The following is a 17,984-nucleotide window of genomic DNA, read 5'->3' as shown; positions in this document are numbered from 1 at the left end:
AAAAAACATTCGTTTTTCGTATTATAGCTAGAATCTTCCAACGAACTTGCTAAACATCTATGCAAGCATTTAACTCAAAAAAACCTTTAGTTCTTCTCTCTTTATTGAGCGCTCTTACAATGAGTGGCTGCCAAGTTGTCAGCCTTAAGCAACAAGCGGTTAATGTAACGATTGCCAATGAACGTAACAGCATACTGACACAAAAAAAACTCAGCGAAGCGAGTTTAAACGTCTTGTCCATGTCTGGCAAAGAAGCTGAACCGTACCGGGTTTGTCGGAGACTTTTTTATTTAAGTTAAGCCACCTGACCTAACGGGTTAATCTTATCATAGTACATTGCTTCAAACTCAAAAGGCGATACATAACCCAGTGCACTGTGTACACGCTTTTTATTGAACCAATCTACCCAGTTTAGTGTCGCAAGTTGTACATCTGCTAAACCTTGCCAATCTGCTTTTAAATATTCAATCACCTCTGTTTTGTATAAGCCATTCACCGTTTCAGCCAGAGCATTATCGTATGAATCACCCGTTGTACCGACTGATGCTCGTAAATTTGCTGCTTCTAAACGATTGGTATAGCGAATGGAAAGATATTGCACACCTCTGTCGGAATGATGAATCACATTCTTTGGCATGCCTCGATCATGCAATGCTTGCTCTAATGCATCAAGCACCATATCTGTATTCATCCGTGTAGATACTTTCCATCCAACAATTGCTCGTGAGAACACATCAATAACAAATGCGGTATATACCCAGCCTGAATGAGTTTGAATATACGTAAAGTCACCCACCCATAGTTGGTTTGGATGATCAGCATTAAAATTACGTTTCACTAAATCATCTGCCCGTTTTTGGTCATCTCGGTTACGGGTGGTTTGTTTATTCTTACCACGCCAAACACCTTGTATACCTAGCTTTTGCATCAATCGAGCAACTGTACAACGTGCAATAACATAACCCTCACGTTTCAATTTTTGCCAAACTTTACGTACACCATATCGACCTGAACTTTCTTTCCAAATTCGTTTAATTTGTTCAGCATGATACTCATCATGTAGATCTCGTTTCGCTCGATGTTCTGGATTGTCAGTGAGATCTAAAGTTCGGTAATAGGTTGAAGGTGCAATCGGTAAAATTCTACAAATCGCTTCAACACCATATCGATCTTTATTGTTATGGATAAAATCCACCATTATTTGTGTGGGCGGTCGAGCTCCGCCTGGGCGAAAAAAGCGGCTGCTTTACGTAGAATTTCATTGGCACGTTTTAATTCTTTAATTTCACGTTCCATTTGCTTCATTTTTTCTTGGTCAGATATCTGTTGTACTTTGGCAGGATTTAGTTGATCCAGATGCTTTAAATACCAAACACGCAATGTTTCAGGAGTACAACCGATTTTAGGAGCAATAGCTGTGATTGCTGCCCAAGTAGAAGGATAATCTTTTTCAGATTCAATTAGTAATTGAACCGCTCTTTCTCTAATTTCGGGGGTATAGTTTGGTTTTGTCATCGGGATAGTCTCTCAGAATATTGACTCTCCGACAAACCCGGTACGGTTCAAGCCAAAACTTGCATGCAGACTCCAAATGATTGCATTGCAGATCTACATAAAATTCCCCAAATCCAAGACGAACAGCTTTTATCAACAGCCAGTGAATTATACCTTGCTAAAGCCATGTCACTGTCTGACTCTTCAGAATGTAAGGTAAGTAAACTCACCAAACACAAGCAAAAACAGGGAAAAGCCAAGGAACAAAGTGACATTCAACAAAACTATGAGCAATGTCTGGATCAGGAGCTGGAAGCTTTAGATAAAAGCATCCGCTATAGTTATGCATATTTATTCAAAACTGCCCGACAGCCACAAGAGCGTATTTTTGATAACCGTCAGGTTCAAATTCGAGATTTCTACAATCAGGCATTGACTAAACTGGTAAATGTTCACAGCCTAAGAAACCCATCTAAAACTATTACACCTAAAATCCAGATTGGTAAAAGCACCTATACGATTGATATTCAATCTTATCAACGCCTGCAAAGCATGAAGCTTGAGAAATTTATCTCCAGTTATAACATGAACTTTTCTGGTTTAAGAGCCATCAATCGCCGTGATGGCTTCGGCTCAGACTTTGTCGCGGTTTTCCCTTCTGCCGATGCGCCACATGGCGACAATAAATATATTCTGGATCCATTAAGCTATAGCTATCCTAATGGCATTAATCCAAATATTCACAAGGCACGCTATCTAGCTGCAACCATTATCGCGCAACCCAAAAATGCGGCTGCAACAATCAATGATGTTTTGAATAATCCAGACTTTGAAGTGAAGGTCTACGATCCATATAGCGTGGAAAAAGTAAACATCGCAGGAAAAGAATATTCGCTTGCAGCAAACTTCTCCGCTCCCTATGGTTTATGGCTGGCTGAAAACAACTTAGGCGCAGCAGCTTATTTAACCTTGATTGACCGTGATCAGCATCTCACTATGCCGCACTTATATATGCTCGAACCATATAATCCAAATAAAAAGGTCATTGTATTGGTGCATGGACTTGCCAGCAGCCCAGAAGCGTGGATTGCAGTGACCAATGATATTATGGGTGATGCTGTACTACGTGAACATTATCAAGTATGGCAAGTCTTCTACTCAACCAATATGCCAATCTTGGAAAGTCGATTCCAAATTTATGCCTTGTTAAAACAAACATTTGCTTCACTCAATCCTAAAGATGCTGCTGCTCAGGATGCGGTCTTGGTCGGACATAGTATGGGGGGAATTATCAGCCGACTTCTGGTAAGCAATGCTGATATTTCAAAACAGGCTTTGACAATGATGAATAGTCGCCAACAAGCCCGTTTAAGAAAACATCCTGTGATCGGTGAACGACTCAAAATGGAGCCCATTCATAATTTTGATCGTGCCATTTTCCTTGCTGCGCCACATCGCGGCACCGATTATGCGGATCGCTGGTTTACGCTGGCCGCACGAAAAATTATCAAACTTCCAGCCACATTCCTGACCACATTGGCCGATACGCTGACCAGTGATGATATGGATCTGAAAGACTTTGTCCAAACCCTAACCAATGATGTTATTCAAAATGGGCCAAGCGATTTAAGCAAGAAATCCAAGTTCATGGAATTAACAGCCTCTATTCCGCCAGAAAATGGTCTGGTTTTTCATTCAATCATGGGTAACATTACTAAAAGTGATGATCCGAATGTAATTACCGATGGGATTGTCCCTTATAAAAGCGCACATTTAGAGGGTGCAGTTTCTGAAAAGATCTTTACAGGTGGCCACTCCATTCAGGAAACGCCAGAGGCTGTTTTAGAACTTCGTCGTATTTTACGTGAGCATTTAGTAGATCACGGTTTATATAAGCCCAAAAACTAATTGCGATAAAAAAGCCCCAAATAATTGGGGCTTTTTTATCGGGTAGTTTACACGCCAGAACGGATCATATAGTCAAAGGCAGATAATGATGCTTTGGCGCCTTCACCGGTCGCAATGATAATCTGCTTGTACGGCACTGTAGTACAGTCACCTGCGGCAAATACACCTTTGACATTGGTTTCGTTGCGCTCATTAATCACGATCTCGCCACGATTACTCAGCTCTACTGCACTGTTCTTCAAGAAATCGGTGTTTGGCAATAAACCAATTTGTACAAAGATCCCTGCAAGTTCAACAGTATGTTCAACATCAGTGGCACGGTCTTTATACTTCAACGCCGTGACTTGTGAACCATCACCTACGACTTCAGTACTCAAGGCATTCATGATCACGGTGGTATTTGGCAAGCTGTTTAATTTGTCCTGCAATACTTGGTCAGCGCGAAGTTTGGTATCAAACTCAACCAAAGTCACATGCTCAACAATACCTGCAAGGTCAATGGCTGCCTCTACACCAGAGTTACCACCACCAATGACTGCAACGCGTTTACCTTTGAATAATGGGCCATCACAGTGTGGGCAGTACGCAACACCGCGCGTACGGTACTCTGCTTCACCTGGGACATTCATCTCTCTCCAACGTGCACCCGTTGAAAGAATGATGGTTTTCGATTCAAGTTTGGCACCATTTTCCAGTTCGACTTCAACCAGACCATTGGCCGTTTGATCTGCCCCCGTGATCTTGCTGACACGTTGCAGGTTCATAATATCTACACCGTACTCACGTACATGGGCTTCCATGTCTTGGGCAAACTGTGGACCTACCGTTTTTTGAACCGTAGTGAAGTTCTCAATGTCCATGGTATCCATGACCTGACCACCAAAGCGTTCAGCCACGATACCGGTTTTAATACCTTTACGTGCTGCATAGATTGCCGCAGTACCACCCGCAGGACCACCACCAATCACCAACACATCAAATGCATCTTTGGCATTGATTGCAGCTGCATCTTTCTCAGCTGAATTGCTATCCAGTTTGGCTACGATTTCTTCCAGTGTCATACGGCCTTGACCAATATGCTGGTTGTCTTGGAATACCATGGGTACCGCCAAGATTTTGCGTTCTTCAACTTCGTCTTGGAAGAAGGCACCATCAATCATGGTTGCCGTAGTATTTGGATTATTGATCGCAATTAAGTTTAAAGCTTGCACCACATCTGGACAGTTGTGGCAGCTTAACGATACGAACACATCAAAGTTCGCAGTTAAATTTAAACCTTTGATCTGAGTCAGTACTTCATCAGAGACCTTAGGGGCATAACCCGACACTTGTAACAATGCCAAAATCAAAGAAGTAAACTCATGTCCCATCGGTAAGCCAGCAAAGAACACACGAGGTTGTTCGCCTGCTTTGGCCACACCGAAACTAGGACGGCGAGCGTTTGAACCGTCAAAACGCGCCGTAACTTGGTCAGAAAGTTCAGCAATTTCAGTCACGAGTTCTTTGATTTTGTCTGCTTTATCTGAGTCATCTAAAGCAGCAACCAACTCGATTGGACTTTCTAAACGTTCTAAGTAAGCTTTTAATTGAGTTTTAATATTTTGATCTAACATCTATTTCTCCAAACGCTAAGACTTTCAAATCAGCTAAATTCATTCAATGAGGCTATAGTACGCAAAAGTACTAAATAGGTAAAACAGTATGTTTTTATCAGTTTGATCGGATAAACCGAACCAAGATTTATAAGACATCGAGCTTTTGACTAATCCGAGCACGACGCTTTTTCAAATTATTGGCAAGTGCATATAAGATCATGCTTAAAGCAATCGCCAATATAAGCAATCCGCACAAGATTATATTTACAATCTGAGAGATCCGCTCTGCTTGTTGCGCGCGGAGATCTAAAGGCTGGGTGATTGCCGTAATGCTTTTACCATAGAGCTGCTGCTGCATCACCCATAACTGTTCAGGCTTAAAATCATAGGCTTTAAACTGAACTGGATTACGCTTTTCAGCTTCGATCAATTGATTCACATAACTATTTGCAGTCTTGCGATCAATAGGCTGATATAACATTGCAACCTGCGCTAAAACATAAGCTTTTTCAGTCGGCTCAATGTCAGCTTGCTGTAAGTCTTGAGCAATTTGGCTCTCAACAATATTATTTTGATAACTCATCCATTGTTGATAAGCCTGTTTGGTTTCATCTTTCCAGTCATATTGGATATAGCTCAGGCCTGACCAAAGCAAAATAAATGCAATGACCCAAGCCAAGATTCGTTGCGACCACGCCTGAAAACGCTGTTGAAAAAACTTAAATTTCTTCACCCAACTGACCAGTAAAAATGCACCAATGAATGAAATAAATATTTTCAGAAACAGCCAACCAAACCAGGACAACAGATTAAATAAATAATCGACAGGTTGTTTAAATGGGATAAGTTCTTGAACATGATAAGGCAAATCCAAGGCCTGAACATGTGTCGAAAGATCAAAGAACCGATAGATGAATTCTTTTTGCAAAAATAGCGATGCAATACTCACTACCACTAACATACTGGTCAAAATAAACCAGAGCATTAAATGTCGCTGACGCTTTTTCAGAACATCCAAACGTTGGTCTATCGGCTGTACGCTAAAATCTTCTATAGGCGACAATGATCTTTCCTTTAATAACTAAAACACATCTCAAGATTTAGATGGATTCTGTCCACTATTCTCCAGAACCAAATGATTTAAACTCTCCTGCAATGCTCGTAAACGAGTGGTCGCTTCGGCACGTTTTTGCATGCCCTCTTTCTGAATTTGAATCACATCATTTACCGTTTTAATGAGGGTGTTTTGTACATGTTCAAGCGTTTCCACATCAATCACTGAACGCTGATTGGCCTTGGCAGTATCCACGGAGTTTTGATGCAATAACTCAGCATTACGACGCAATAATTCATTGGTGGTGTCATCAATCGCTTTTGCTAACTGCACGCTGTTCTTTTGCTCTTGTAATGAAATCGCCAGACTAATCTGGTTTTTCCATGCCGGTAACGTAATATTTTTAATGGCATAGAACTTATCCACCAACATCAAGTTATTCGACTGAATAATCCGAATCATCGGCAAAGTCTGCATCGCAGATTGTTGTAAAACCTGCAAATCACTGACTCTTTTTTCAAGGTTATTGGCCAAGTGATTAAGATCATAGATCTGCTGAGTGATTTGCTGATCTTGCTCTTGCGTGGTGAGTGCCGAAATCTGCTGTTGAATATCTTGCTGTTTCAATTGTCCTGCAGCGATATAAACACCCAGTTGCTTATATTCATCCTGTACTGCATCGAACATTTTATCTAATGTTCCAACACGTGCTTTTAAACCAGTCTGTGAACTTTCAATTTCTTTGACCAGCACATCGATTTGCTCTTTAGTCGTATTAAAGTGCTGATCAAAGCTCTGTCTGGCGCCTTTAAATTTACTCAGCAAGCCACCAAAGAAGCCTGAATTTTTAGACTTATTCAAAATACTTGAAGTATTGAGTTGTTGTGCAACCTGCACCACTTCATTCAACTTTTGCCCTGTAGCATCTAAGTCCTTATTTTGAACCAAACTCAGTAATTCATCGGTATAAGTGGATGTTTTATTGGCAATATTTTTGCCATATTCTGCCACTACAGTGGTGCTGATATCTGCCAGCTCTTTGTGCGCATCCATCACTTCAGCAAAATCTTGTGGCTGTAAGCCTAAATCTTTTAGGTTCAACTGCTCAAAACGTTGCGCTGTCTGAATTTCAGGCTCATGAGATACCTTGCTAAGTTCTGAATCTGACATCATATTTCCCTCTTATTTCTGTAATGATTTTTTCAAATTTTGAATTAAATCTTCTCGGCTCTGATCCAGCTGATCCAGTGTCGCTGTTGAATGAGACGCTCGGCTTTGTTCTAAATGATAGCGCCATGCAGGAATCAAGACTTGCTGCGCCTCTTTGAAACGATCCAGAAGACTAAAAGATAAGTGCTGAGATAATTGCATTTGTTTCATCGCAATATCATTGCTTGTTTGCAATGTCTGCAACGTATTGATCTTTTTAGAGAGTCGCTCAACAAAATGGTCTAGTATTTGCTGTTTCGTAAATTGAGGATATTCTTTTAGGAACTCATCAGCAGCCTGTATATAGGCAGCCATTTGTTCTCTTAACCCTAGGGCTTGCTGTAAACGCGATTGTGACTTTTGAATCTCGATCTGCAGTCTCTGGCTTAAATGATTTGCCTCATTGATTAAACGATCCAGATCTTTGACATACTTGACCTGCCCTGCATCATACTCAATATCAATACCTAACCATTTTTGCAGCGCATTAAAACGGCGTGTAGCCAAATATTTTTTAGATGATGACAATTGCTGAATGATTTGAGCAATCACTTCACTTAATTGTTGATTCAGCCTAGGATCTACGCCATTTAATAAGACACTTTGCGCCTGCACTAAGTGATCTGCATAATAATTGAGACGATGAGGATCGTTGAGCAAAGGCAACAGGTCATTACGCTTAATCGCTAAAATATGCTCTTGATTAGACTCAATTTGCGATAAAGGTATTAGGTCGAGCGGTAGCGTCATATCAGTTGAAAATCGTAACAACAAATAAATTTGAACATTCTTAGTTGTAGCATGTTCTCGCTATTTCGCATACTTAAATGTTGTTATGTTTTTTAAAAACTCTTGCCCTGCTATTCATGAAAAACCCTCTGAATTACAATGAATAAAGAGAGAGTTCATTCAGCCGATTAAGTCACGTTTTACTCATCATTGAGTGCACATTCAAAATTATTAGGACTCTGTTTACAACGCACCTTTTTCAAGAAGTTCATCATCTTGGGATCATAAATTCCAGCTTTGGTTAAAGCGATACGAGCTTCTCGCATCATTTTCATATAGTTCACCTGTTCTTCTGGTGAAATATTCATCCAGTATTTTGCAGGAATTTCTTTTTCATATTTGGCAATAATATTAAAGGTACGTCCCAATTGCCCTGCCACCCATTCACGTGATTTCTGCCCGAATCCTTCGGGAAATTTATCTTTTCGAATAATAAAGTTTGCCGAGATTTGTGTCAGTGGAAATTTTACAATTCCGCCTTTATCTCCCAACCCCTTATACAATTCAAATGGTTTGTAGGCGACGATTGGTGCAGGCACAATATCAATCTGATGATTATTAAACTTTGCTCCAGCATTGGTCACATCGACGGAGACCGCCTGGGCACCCACTTGCGCAACAAGCTTAGGTTGTGCTTCATCATAAGCAAAGACCCCTACTTTTTTACCTGCCGCCTTTGCCAGTGTATTAATACTTCGATCTACTACAAACAAATATGCAGGGCCAATCGTTCCTAAACCTGCAATTTCATAAGGCCCATTAATCATACTTTTTGCAGCTTGGGGCTTAGACAGTAACTGATAGGCAAGAATGGCGGTTTTTAAATCGGTCAATGCCCCAATCGCATCTAAAGAGCCAATATATTTGTTGAACTGACGCCCACGTAAACCGCTGATGATCGCACCATCACATTGTCCAACTTTTAAATCCTCGGCAGCGACGCGCTCATCCACATAAGCTCTTAAATCAATGTCAGCACCCCACTTTTTAGCTTCGAGCGCATAATCCTTTGCCAATGCGAATGCATCACCCGACTTACCAACTGGATCAAAAACACAAACCGTCTGTTTGGCCTGAGTTGTCATTGCACATCCGAGTAGTGTCAAACCGATTAAACTATTTCTAATTATCATTTTTTTCTTCCCGATAAGATTTATTGTCTCTATCCTCCTCCATCACACCTGATTTATTTCTATTATCCTATGACATGTTTTGCATTTTTAACAGATTTGCAGTCAATTCCTCAGTAATCGGATGCTGTCGGGTTTTAATAAAGATTGTTGTGATTGAACAGCTTAATTTCTAAGCTTGACTTGACGGTAACGCATAAGTCCCGATCACATGTGCGACAGGTTCATCGTCATCAAGCGAATATAACCAGACCTCACCCGTTACCAAAGTTTTCCCCACTTTGATTAATTTACATACTGCCCGAATATCACGGTTACCATTGGGTTTACGGAAAAAGTTAATGGTCATATTGGTGGTGACTGCCATCGCGACCAGACCTAAGTGCCCCATAATTGCAATATAGAGTACATAGTCGGCAACCAACATGAGTGTCGGACCTGAAACCGTTTGACCAGGCCGTAAATCCCCTGTATCGACACGATAAAGGAGTTGCGCACCTTTCGGTGTAATTTCTTCAATCACACTTTTTTTCAGTGCTTGTGGAAATTCCTGCGCCAAAAATCCCTTAATTTCTTCTTTCGTTGCTGCCATGCGTTTTTCAATCCCATATATTGTGTAATTTTCACTTTAAAATCAAAAAACTATGATTTCTCTTCCTGATTTGAAAGCTCATTTAGTACTTGCCAATAGCTTGGTGGCTCTGAAACATGCCCACGTTCACGCAACATCTCATGCATTCTAGGTAGTTTGAAATAAGGTACCGCTGCCATTAAATGATGTTCTTTATGATAATTAACATGAATTGGAGCAACCAAAGCACGTGCAATATAGCCTGCTTTAGTCGTACGAGTATTGCTCAAGGCACTATGACTACTTGGCATCCCTGCATGTTCTGCCATAGAACGCACCCTTAAGAATAATGGAAACGGGGTTAAATAGGCCAATACCCAAAGCGCATAAAGTTTAGGATGACCTGCCGCCCATAAGGCTGAAAATAAAGCCGCATTGGTTGCAATTGCACCCCCACTATTTTTTAAGAATGCTTTGGGATAATCCGTCCAATGTCGCCCTTCCTGCGAAATCCAGCGACGATCATTCGAGACCGTCCATTCCATTTTCTCAACATCCATCAATACACGCCCAACCGCAAATTTGAACCCCGTTACACCAGACAAATCACGCATAAATTTACGCATTAGGGACTTTTTAGTGGTTGGGAATCCTGTTACAAGGGAAAGGTCTGGATCATCCTCTGTTGAAGTTTTACTGTGATGGCGCATATGATGCTTTCGATATTTATGCAAATCGTTCCAGATCGGGCGAGCACAAAGCCAATCGGTTAAGGTGTCATTCAGCCATTTGGTTTTAAATAAACTTTGATGAGAGGCATCATGCATAATGATTGCAAGAGCTAACTGACGGCCTGCCAAAATCACCAAAGCGGCAATACACATCAGTAACTTGCCCCAAGCAGGTAAATATTCCCAAGAGCTTGCAACCGCAGCAAAAGTTCCACCAATCACCGCCCAAGTTGAAAATACAGCCCAACTGCCATGCAGGTCTGATTTGCTCGTAAGCTCAGTAATTTCTTCCCGACTAAATAGGTCGCTAATCGCCACACGTGTATTCATATTCCTTCCCTCTATGTGTTCTATTTTTCTAAAACTACACAATTTATATTTTTATTTTAAATTAAGTAATATTTCTGTCAATCTATTAAAATTAAATTATATGTAATATTTGTAATTAATATTTACTCGATTTGACCCTCGTAGAATTTTCGCCAAGCCTCTAAACCGGTCTGATCCAATTGTTGTACACTTTGTGCAAATTGCTCGCGAAGCTGTACGTCCACAAAACTTTCAGGCAGCAAAGGATCATTCATCAACAGTGAAATGGTCTGTCGTCCCAGTAGTAACGACTCTCGAGCAGCTTCTTCTAAACTCAGTTGATGAACTGTCGATAGCCAAGTTTGAATCATATGGTTATATTTTTCATAGTTTTGATTTAAATTCTGTGTGGCCCACAATTTTGGAATTCGATCAACAGTCATGGTATCGAAATGGCTAATTTGGCAAATTTTTGCGCTGGCCTCTAAACCAGACACCTGCAATTCAGCAAAAAGCTGCTCAAAAGAAATTACTAAATTATCAGGACGAATATAGATCCCTTGTTCCAACTCTTTAAAGCCAAAGTGCTTTAAGGCCCGCTCCCGACGATTCAATGCAGTTCGATCAACCCGTCCTAACTCACCCGTAAAAACAGCCAGATAATGTTGATTCCACACTTTCGTTTGTTTGGTGCCATGCTTACGGTTCAGCATCACATTGGCCCATTCATGTGACTGAAGGGTAAATTGATAGGTTCCACGTTCAATGGCCTCGATTACCCCATCGCCAGATAAACGCGTAACCGCAACACGAATACTATTTTCACTAATCTCAAATAGCCTTGCTGCAACAATAATTTGCTTAATGGAAATCGCTCGCCCCTGAAGACCTAACAATAAATCAATAATTAAGTCTCGAGCATTCATTTTCGCTATTATCATGTCGCAGTAGAACCAGTATTCACATAGAAAATATTTAAATAAGAGAAGGGATTTTAACTGAGAATCTCCCTTTTCGCATTTGCAAAAAGGGAGATATTTTTATTTTTTATAGGAACACAAACAATAAGATAATACCGAGCACGATACGGTACCAAGCAAACACACGTAAAGTATGGCGTTCAACAAACTTCACCAGTGCACTCACCACCAACAGCGCTGAAAAAAATGCTGCCACAAAACCAACGCCAATATTCAACATGTTGTCTTGCGTCAATACATCCGCATTACGCGCTAAGTCAAAGACTGCTGCACCCAACATGGTTGGCATGGCCAAGAAGAAGGAAAACTCAGTTGCTGCCTTACGAGACAAGCCAGCAAACATTCCACCCACAATGGTTGCACCTGAACGAGATGTACCTGGAATCATCGCGACACATTGTGCACAACCCACCAAAAATGCTTGCTTGTAAGTGATTTTAGTCGCCTCTGTAGTTTTATGATCAAAGTTCTTGGACTCAACCCAGAAAATGATTAAACCACCAATAATCAAAGCGAATGCCACTACAAGCGGGCTAAACAAAACACTTTTGATAAAGTCAACCGCAAAAATACCAATCACAACGGCTGGAATAAAAGCGAGTAAGACACTAAAAGTAAAATGCCGCGATTCTGCATCTCTACTAAAGAAGCCTTTGACTAAGTCAAAGATCTTTTGACGGTATAGCCAGCACACAGCCAAAATTGCACCAAGCTGAATAACAACTTCAAACACACGACCATCATCAGAATGAAAGTCAATCATATGACCAAATAAAATCAAATGACCGGTGCTTGAAATGGGTAGGAATTCGGTAAGACCCTCAATAAAACCCAAAAATAAGGCTTTTAAAATTTCAATATGTTCCATAACTTACTCAAAAGTACGTAATATAAAAATAAATGGCAAGCTTACCCTGAAATGTTGTCATTTTATGTGACTGTCACGTAACGTTTTTACGAAAAATTCAGATGAAGATAAAAATGTCCCTTAAATAATCATCAGACTATTTTTCTTTTGCATTTGCTCGACCACTTCATGCGTATCAAAACCTAAACGCCAATATAAAAGTGCTAAAACATCGAGTTCATCCTGTGTGATAATACGGTCATTCCAGAGACATCGTTCTGCAATAGATAAAATATTCAGACGATCACGTAACAACAAACCCGAAACATCATTCAATATTTCAGCCAAATCGAGTGGCTCATCTGAAATATCAGCATAAGTTTGCATTTCATCTTCGGTCAGCAGCATTTGTAAGATACGTTCACGTACCTCTAACTGATTTGGACTATTAATCTGCTGCACATGCAATAGCGCATCAATCAAATGCACAATCTGAGATTTAATATCCTCAAAAGCCGTAGGTAAATGTACAGGCATTAAATTAAGTTCTTGCTTGACGCGTTCCAGCAACAAGGCATCAAGCAGTCCAACCTCGCCATCTTCTTGAATAATACAAGCAAGTTTTGTGAGAAACTGGCGGGCAATACTGGTCGGCATATGACCAATGTTTTTACAGGCATCATGAAAAATCTGTACATGAATACGGCCATCCAAATTCAATAAAGCATCGACAATTGCATGACTGACTGGGGCTTCTTGAGGAATAAATTCACGATATTGACGAATCATTAAAATCGCGACCATGACTTCCCGTGAACCCGTTGCGGTCTGCATTGCTCGTTGAATTAACTCTGGGCGTTTTTTATTCTTGCGGACTTCTGAGCTCAGCGGCTTAATTGCATCATTTAAAGCAAAACTAATCGGTGATAAACGTAGTAAAGGTAATGGCTGTGGTGAACTCCACGGCATTGCAATATCAGCACCCTCTTCCTCCAAGGAACGAAATAAACTGAACAAGGGCCGATTACGAAGCTTTCTTAAATTTTCTAATTGTAGGTCTTGCAACAAGGTTGGATTAAGTTCATAAATTCGGTCTTTGATACTTGGATGGATATTCATCCAACTTTGCGGACTCAATGAATTGGCGAAGCACATATGTGAAATCGATTCAGAATAAGCACTATGAATCTGAGAGCCTGAATGATGCACATAAATCCGCAACAAAGTCTGAATATTGGCATTATTGTTCATTAAACGCATGGTTTTCAGATCATTACGAAAAGTACGACCACTGAGCGTCAGATATTTAATGCAACGGGTAATCAAAATGCCTAAACTTCCAATCAGCCAAATCACCCCGCCAATTGCAACAAAGATGGTCTCAAATTTATTCCGATAAGACGTAACATAAGGGTTATAACCTGCTTGCGCCAGCTTACTTCCCCACTGACTAAACGTCGTTAACCCACTATATAGAATTTTCAGCTTGGTATTTTCTACTGCTTCGCCAGATAGAATCTGGTTAAACTCATAGCTCAATAAACCATAAAGCTCAAGTTCATCCAGATTTTGTAGCGCACCCCACGTCAGAATAATTACAATATCCTGAGATCTAAATCCCGCTGTTAGTGCATTCACGCCCACTTCATCAGGGAGTACATAAACCGCAGGTGTATCAATATCAAAACTTTTGGCAATCTGTTCGACCACTTTTAATGCGGTACTTTCTTCTGGAATACTTTCATCAAAAACCAGACGCCGCGCTTTAAGCTGTTTCGCCAGTGAGTGACCACCTTCACGCAAAACATACAGCTCTACGCCAACCGACCAGAACAAAACAAAAAACAGTAAAACAATAAAATACGGGCTAAGAACATGCCACCAAATCGGTTGTGAATAATCAAAAAAATGAACGACCAATCCCAAAATCAAATTGAGAATAAAGACGGTAAGTAACATCGCAAGAAGGCAAAAGCTGACTGACCATGCAATATTCTTATTTTCAATTAAATAATGGCTCATTTCTTTCAATGTAAGTTTTCCCGATTACATTGTTTCAGTTAAGGTTTTCTTAACCCCTATCATAAAATAAAAAAGCGGGAAATTCCCGCTTTTCTATGGATTAAGATAATTACTCTTCTTTAATACCAGTTAAATCGACCGATGCTGCATCGATATTCACATCAATATAACTATCTGATTTATTTTTCGCAGAATCGCTACGCTTTTGTTCAAGGTTGTCAAGGTAGGCCTGATCAATACCACCAGCCACATAAACACCATCAAATACTGAACAATCGAACTCAGTTAGATCAGGAACTTTGCTAGTACGAACTGCATTTTTTAAATCTTCCAAGTCTTGGAAGATCAAACGGTCAGCACCAATAATTTCACGAATTTCTTCAACGCTGCGCTCAGAAGCAATCAACTCGGCTTTTGCTGGCATATCAATACCATACACATTTGGATATTTTACCATTGGTGCAGCAGAAGCAAAGAAAACTTTCTTCGCGCCAGAGTCTCGTGCCATTTGAATGATTTCATTACAAGTTGTACCACGTACAATCGAGTCATCGACCAATAAAACGTTTTTGTCTTTAAATTCAAGCGCAACGGGATTCAGCTTTTGACGGACTGACTTTTTACGTTGTTGCTGACCCGGCATAATAAAGGTACGTCCGATATAACGGTTTTTCATAAAACCTTCACGGAATTTCACACCTAAAATATTCGCCAATTCTAAAGCAGAAGTGCGACTGGTATCTGGAATTGGAATCACGACATCGATGTCGTGTTGCTCACCCCATTCTTTCAGAATCTTGTGCGCCAGCTTCTCACCCATTTTTAAACGGGCTTTGTATACTGAAATCCCGTCAATGGTTGCATCTGGACGCGCAAAGTATACATATTCAAAAATACATGGACGATATTCAGGATTTACAGCACATTGCTTGGTAAACAGTTGACCATCGCTATCAATAAAAATTGCTTCACCAGGTGCAATATCACGTTCAACTTTAAAACCAAGTGCAGTAATCGCAACTGATTCAGAAGCAATAATATACTCTACACCCTGTTCGGTCTCACGTGAACCGTAAACCAAAGGGCGGATACCATTTGGATCACGGAAACCAACCAAACCATGGCCTGTAATCATCGCGACAACACCATATGCCCCTTTACAACGCTCATGTACGCGAGAAACGGTGTGGAAAATATCTTCTGGTGTTGGATTTAAAGTACCGATCTTCTGTAACTCATGCGCAAACACATTCAGTAAAACTTCAGAATCAGAATCTGTATTCATATGACGTAAATCTGTTTTAAACAGGTCATCATGAATTTCAGCAGCATTGGTCAGGTTACCATTGTGCGCAAGGGTAATACCGTAGGGAGAGTTTACATAAAATGGTTGTGCTTCTGCACTGCTTGATGAACCTGCTGTAGGATAACGAACATGTCCGATCCCATAGTTTCCAAGTAATGCACGCATATGACGCGTATGGAATACATCACGTACCATACCGTTATCTTTGCGGAGGAATAAACGCCCTTGATGGCAGGTTACGATCCCTGCAGCATCCTGTCCTCGATGTTGCAGCATCGTTAAGGCATCAAATAACATTTGGTTCACTGGTGATTTACCGGCTATCCCAACAACTCCACACATAGCAACCTCGCGACAAGCTAGCGATTAATAAAAAGGGTTTTTCGTCGAATGATCAGAACGTTCATTGACTGAAGCTCGTTCTGATTCGTCCATTTCTTTCGAAGGGCGATGTAATAACGCCCCCTCAGATGTCATTTGATTTAAAGCTTGATTTGCTGCATCTTTGGACAATTCAGTTGCCAAAGGCGCATAAGGTAATAGAATCTGTACAAATTTAGACTGTTTCCAGTGCGGCGAGCTCTCAACCCAAGGTCCTAAACCTTGCATTGCAATGAGGACAATTAAAAGTCCTTTTAACGAACCAAAAGCACCACCTGCTAAACGATTTAATGGGCCCAATTTCAAACTTTTCAAGAGGCCATTCAGTAAGGCAGACACAATCCATGTACAGACCACAATGATCAATACAATAAAGGCAAAAGCCGCAATTTTCTGTACAACAGGATCTTGGCTTAAACTGCTCATCGCAGGTGCCAATACAACGGCGTACTTTGCCCCAACGATCAATGCGAATATCCATCCGATCAAGTTCGCAAAGGCTTTTATAAATCCTTGACGCAAACCGTTCAGCCCTCCAATGAGCAAGATGACCAGAATAATGATATCAAGTGTATTCATTTCACACTGTCATCGCATCAATACAGTCTTTGACCAGTGTTGGGCCTGTATAAATCAGTCCGCTATAAACTTGTACCAGACGCGCACCTGCTTGTTGTTTCGCGACAGCCTGTTGTCCAGCTAAAATGCCACCAACGCCAATCAATGGGATTTGTCCTGCCAATACTTCAGCAAATTGACGTAAGCACTCGGTACTCTTTTCAAAAACTGGGGCACCAGACAAACCACCTGCCTCATTGCCATTTGGCAAGTTTTCCACACCTTCACGACCTAAGGTGGTATTGGTCACAATCAAACCATCAATTTTGAATTGCAATAATTGTGCTGCAATAAATTGAATATCTTCAGGGGTTAAATCTGGTGCAACTTTAAGGACAAGAGGAACATAATGATTATATTGATCTGCCAGTTCGAGTTGGCGATCTTTTAAAGTGTGTAGCAATTCTGTGAGCGCATCACCACTCTGTAAACTACGTAAATTTTTGGTGTTCGGCGATGAAATATTAACCGTAATATAAGACGCGTAATTATAAACTTTTTCTAAGCAAATCAGATAGTCGGATACTGCATCTTCAACAGGCGTATCCGCATTTTTACCAATATTGATGCCCAAAACACCTTTAAACTTCGACGCTTTGACATTCTCAATGAGCTTATCTACCCCATCATTATTAAAGCCCATACGGTTAATAATCGCTTTTGCTTGTGGGATACGGAATAAACGCGGTTGAGGATTACCTGCCTGTGGACGTGGTGTAATGGTTCCAATTTCAATAAAACCAAAACCTAATGCCGCTAAAGCGTCAATATGTGCACCATTTTTATCTAGCCCAGCAGCAAGACCGACAGGGTTTGGAAACTCAATGCCCATACATGTCACAGGTTTTGCAGCAACTTTCTGATGCATAAAGCCCAGTTTATGCGCTTTATCTAGCATAGAAAGTGTAAGTTCATGTGCACGCTCTGGCGCTAAAGTAAACAACAAAGGGCGAGCCAATGAATATAACATACCAATCACAGTCTACTGATTTTCAAGTAAACGTATTATAGGCATAGGCGTACCAAAACGCCATGCCTGA

General features: G+C 40.7%; 14 protein-coding genes, 2 pseudogenes and 1 other annotated feature. Of the genes and pseudogenes, 2 read left to right on the top strand and 14 right to left on the bottom strand.

Features of this window, described 5'->3' with window-relative positions; translation table 11 throughout:
* Positions 1-59: 59 nt before the first annotated feature.
* Positions 60-260 (top strand): annotated as a pseudogene (locus F895_RS10615) (alpha/beta hydrolase); the annotation flags it as partial.
* A gap of 35 nt (positions 261-295) precedes the next feature.
* Here F895_RS10615 and F895_RS10620 read toward each other — a convergent pair.
* Positions 296-1,515, bottom strand: a protein-coding gene (locus F895_RS10620; RefSeq protein ID WP_087486619.1) for an IS3-like element ISAba19 family transposase whose coding sequence is annotated in 2 segments (ribosomal slippage) — positions 296-1,239 and positions 1,239-1,515 — 1,221 coding nt in all. Because the reading frame shifts where the segments join, the coding sequence is not laid out codon by codon here.
* Positions 1,124-1,240: a sequence feature (AL1L pseudoknot), on the bottom strand. It overlaps the preceding gene by 117 nt.
* A gap of 48 nt (positions 1,516-1,563) precedes the next feature.
* On the opposite strand from F895_RS10620, the pseudogene F895_RS10630 reads away from it, so the two are divergent.
* Positions 1,564-3,402 (top strand): annotated as a pseudogene (locus F895_RS10630) (esterase/lipase family protein); the annotation flags it as partial.
* A gap of 47 nt (positions 3,403-3,449) precedes the next feature.
* Here F895_RS10630 and ahpF read toward each other — a convergent pair.
* The 13 genes from ahpF to F895_RS10695 form a co-directional block, all read right to left on the bottom strand.
* Positions 3,450-5,015 carry an alkyl hydroperoxide reductase subunit F gene (gene ahpF / locus F895_RS10635; RefSeq protein WP_005240935.1) on the bottom strand — a complete coding sequence of 522 codons (1,566 nt, stop codon included), beginning with the start codon at positions 5,013-5,015 and terminating at the stop codon, positions 3,450-3,452.
* Between the two features lie 127 nt (positions 5,016-5,142).
* On the bottom strand, positions 5,143-6,060 hold the full coding sequence (locus F895_RS10640) for a hypothetical protein (protein ID WP_005240934.1): 918 nt from the start codon (positions 6,058-6,060) through the stop codon (positions 5,143-5,145).
* Between the two features lie 30 nt (positions 6,061-6,090).
* On the bottom strand, positions 6,091-7,221 hold the full coding sequence (locus F895_RS10645) for a toxic anion resistance protein (protein ID WP_010589946.1): 1,131 nt from the start codon (positions 7,219-7,221) through the stop codon (positions 6,091-6,093).
* A 12-nt stretch (positions 7,222-7,233) separates the two neighbouring features.
* Positions 7,234-8,010 (bottom strand): hypothetical protein, encoded by a 777-nt coding sequence (locus tag F895_RS10650; RefSeq protein ID WP_005240932.1) that lies wholly within the window; start codon positions 8,008-8,010, stop codon positions 7,234-7,236.
* 179 nt (positions 8,011-8,189) lie between these two features.
* The gene (locus tag F895_RS10655) at positions 8,190-9,134 is read right to left on the bottom strand and encodes a putative solute-binding protein (RefSeq protein ID WP_010589947.1); all 945 of its coding nucleotides are present in this window, start codon (positions 9,132-9,134) and stop codon (positions 8,190-8,192) included.
* Between the two features lie 217 nt (positions 9,135-9,351).
* A complete protein-coding gene (locus F895_RS10660) occupies positions 9,352-9,771 on the bottom strand; it encodes a PaaI family thioesterase (protein WP_005240929.1) in 420 nt (139 codons plus the stop codon).
* Between the two features lie 50 nt (positions 9,772-9,821).
* Positions 9,822-10,811: a fatty acid desaturase family protein gene (locus F895_RS10665; RefSeq protein ID WP_005240928.1), complete on the bottom strand. Its 990-nt coding sequence runs from the start codon at positions 10,809-10,811 to the stop codon at positions 9,822-9,824.
* A 122-nt stretch (positions 10,812-10,933) separates the two neighbouring features.
* Positions 10,934-11,731 (bottom strand): PaaX family transcriptional regulator C-terminal domain-containing protein, encoded by a 798-nt coding sequence (locus F895_RS10670; RefSeq protein WP_005240927.1) that lies wholly within the window; start codon positions 11,729-11,731, stop codon positions 10,934-10,936.
* 106 nt (positions 11,732-11,837) lie between these two features.
* Positions 11,838-12,638 (bottom strand): undecaprenyl-diphosphate phosphatase, encoded by an 801-nt coding sequence (locus F895_RS10675; protein WP_005240926.1) that lies wholly within the window; start codon positions 12,636-12,638, stop codon positions 11,838-11,840.
* 120 nt (positions 12,639-12,758) lie between these two features.
* On the bottom strand, positions 12,759-14,648 hold the full coding sequence (locus F895_RS10680; RefSeq protein WP_026040172.1) for a M48 family metalloprotease: 1,890 nt from the start codon (positions 14,646-14,648) through the stop codon (positions 12,759-12,761).
* A gap of 100 nt (positions 14,649-14,748) precedes the next feature.
* Positions 14,749-16,287: an amidophosphoribosyltransferase gene (gene purF, locus F895_RS10685; protein WP_005240922.1), complete on the bottom strand. Its 1,539-nt coding sequence runs from the start codon at positions 16,285-16,287 to the stop codon at positions 14,749-14,751.
* Positions 16,288-16,311: 24 nt separating this feature from the next.
* Positions 16,312-16,905, bottom strand: coding sequence for a CvpA family protein (locus F895_RS10690; protein WP_005240920.1), 594 nt, complete (start codon positions 16,903-16,905; stop codon positions 16,312-16,314).
* 1 nt (position 16,906) lies between these two features.
* Positions 16,907-17,914 carry a quinone-dependent dihydroorotate dehydrogenase gene (locus F895_RS10695; RefSeq protein ID WP_005240919.1) on the bottom strand — a complete coding sequence of 336 codons (1,008 nt, stop codon included), beginning with the start codon at positions 17,912-17,914 and terminating at the stop codon, positions 16,907-16,909.
* Positions 17,915-17,984: the final 70 nt, after the last annotated feature.

The sequence above is a fragment of the Acinetobacter sp. CIP 64.2 genome, assembly GCF_000369645.1.
In the GTDB taxonomy this organism is placed as follows: Bacteria; Pseudomonadota; Gammaproteobacteria; order Pseudomonadales; family Moraxellaceae; genus Acinetobacter.
This window is presented reverse-complemented; position numbering and strand designations above follow the sequence as displayed.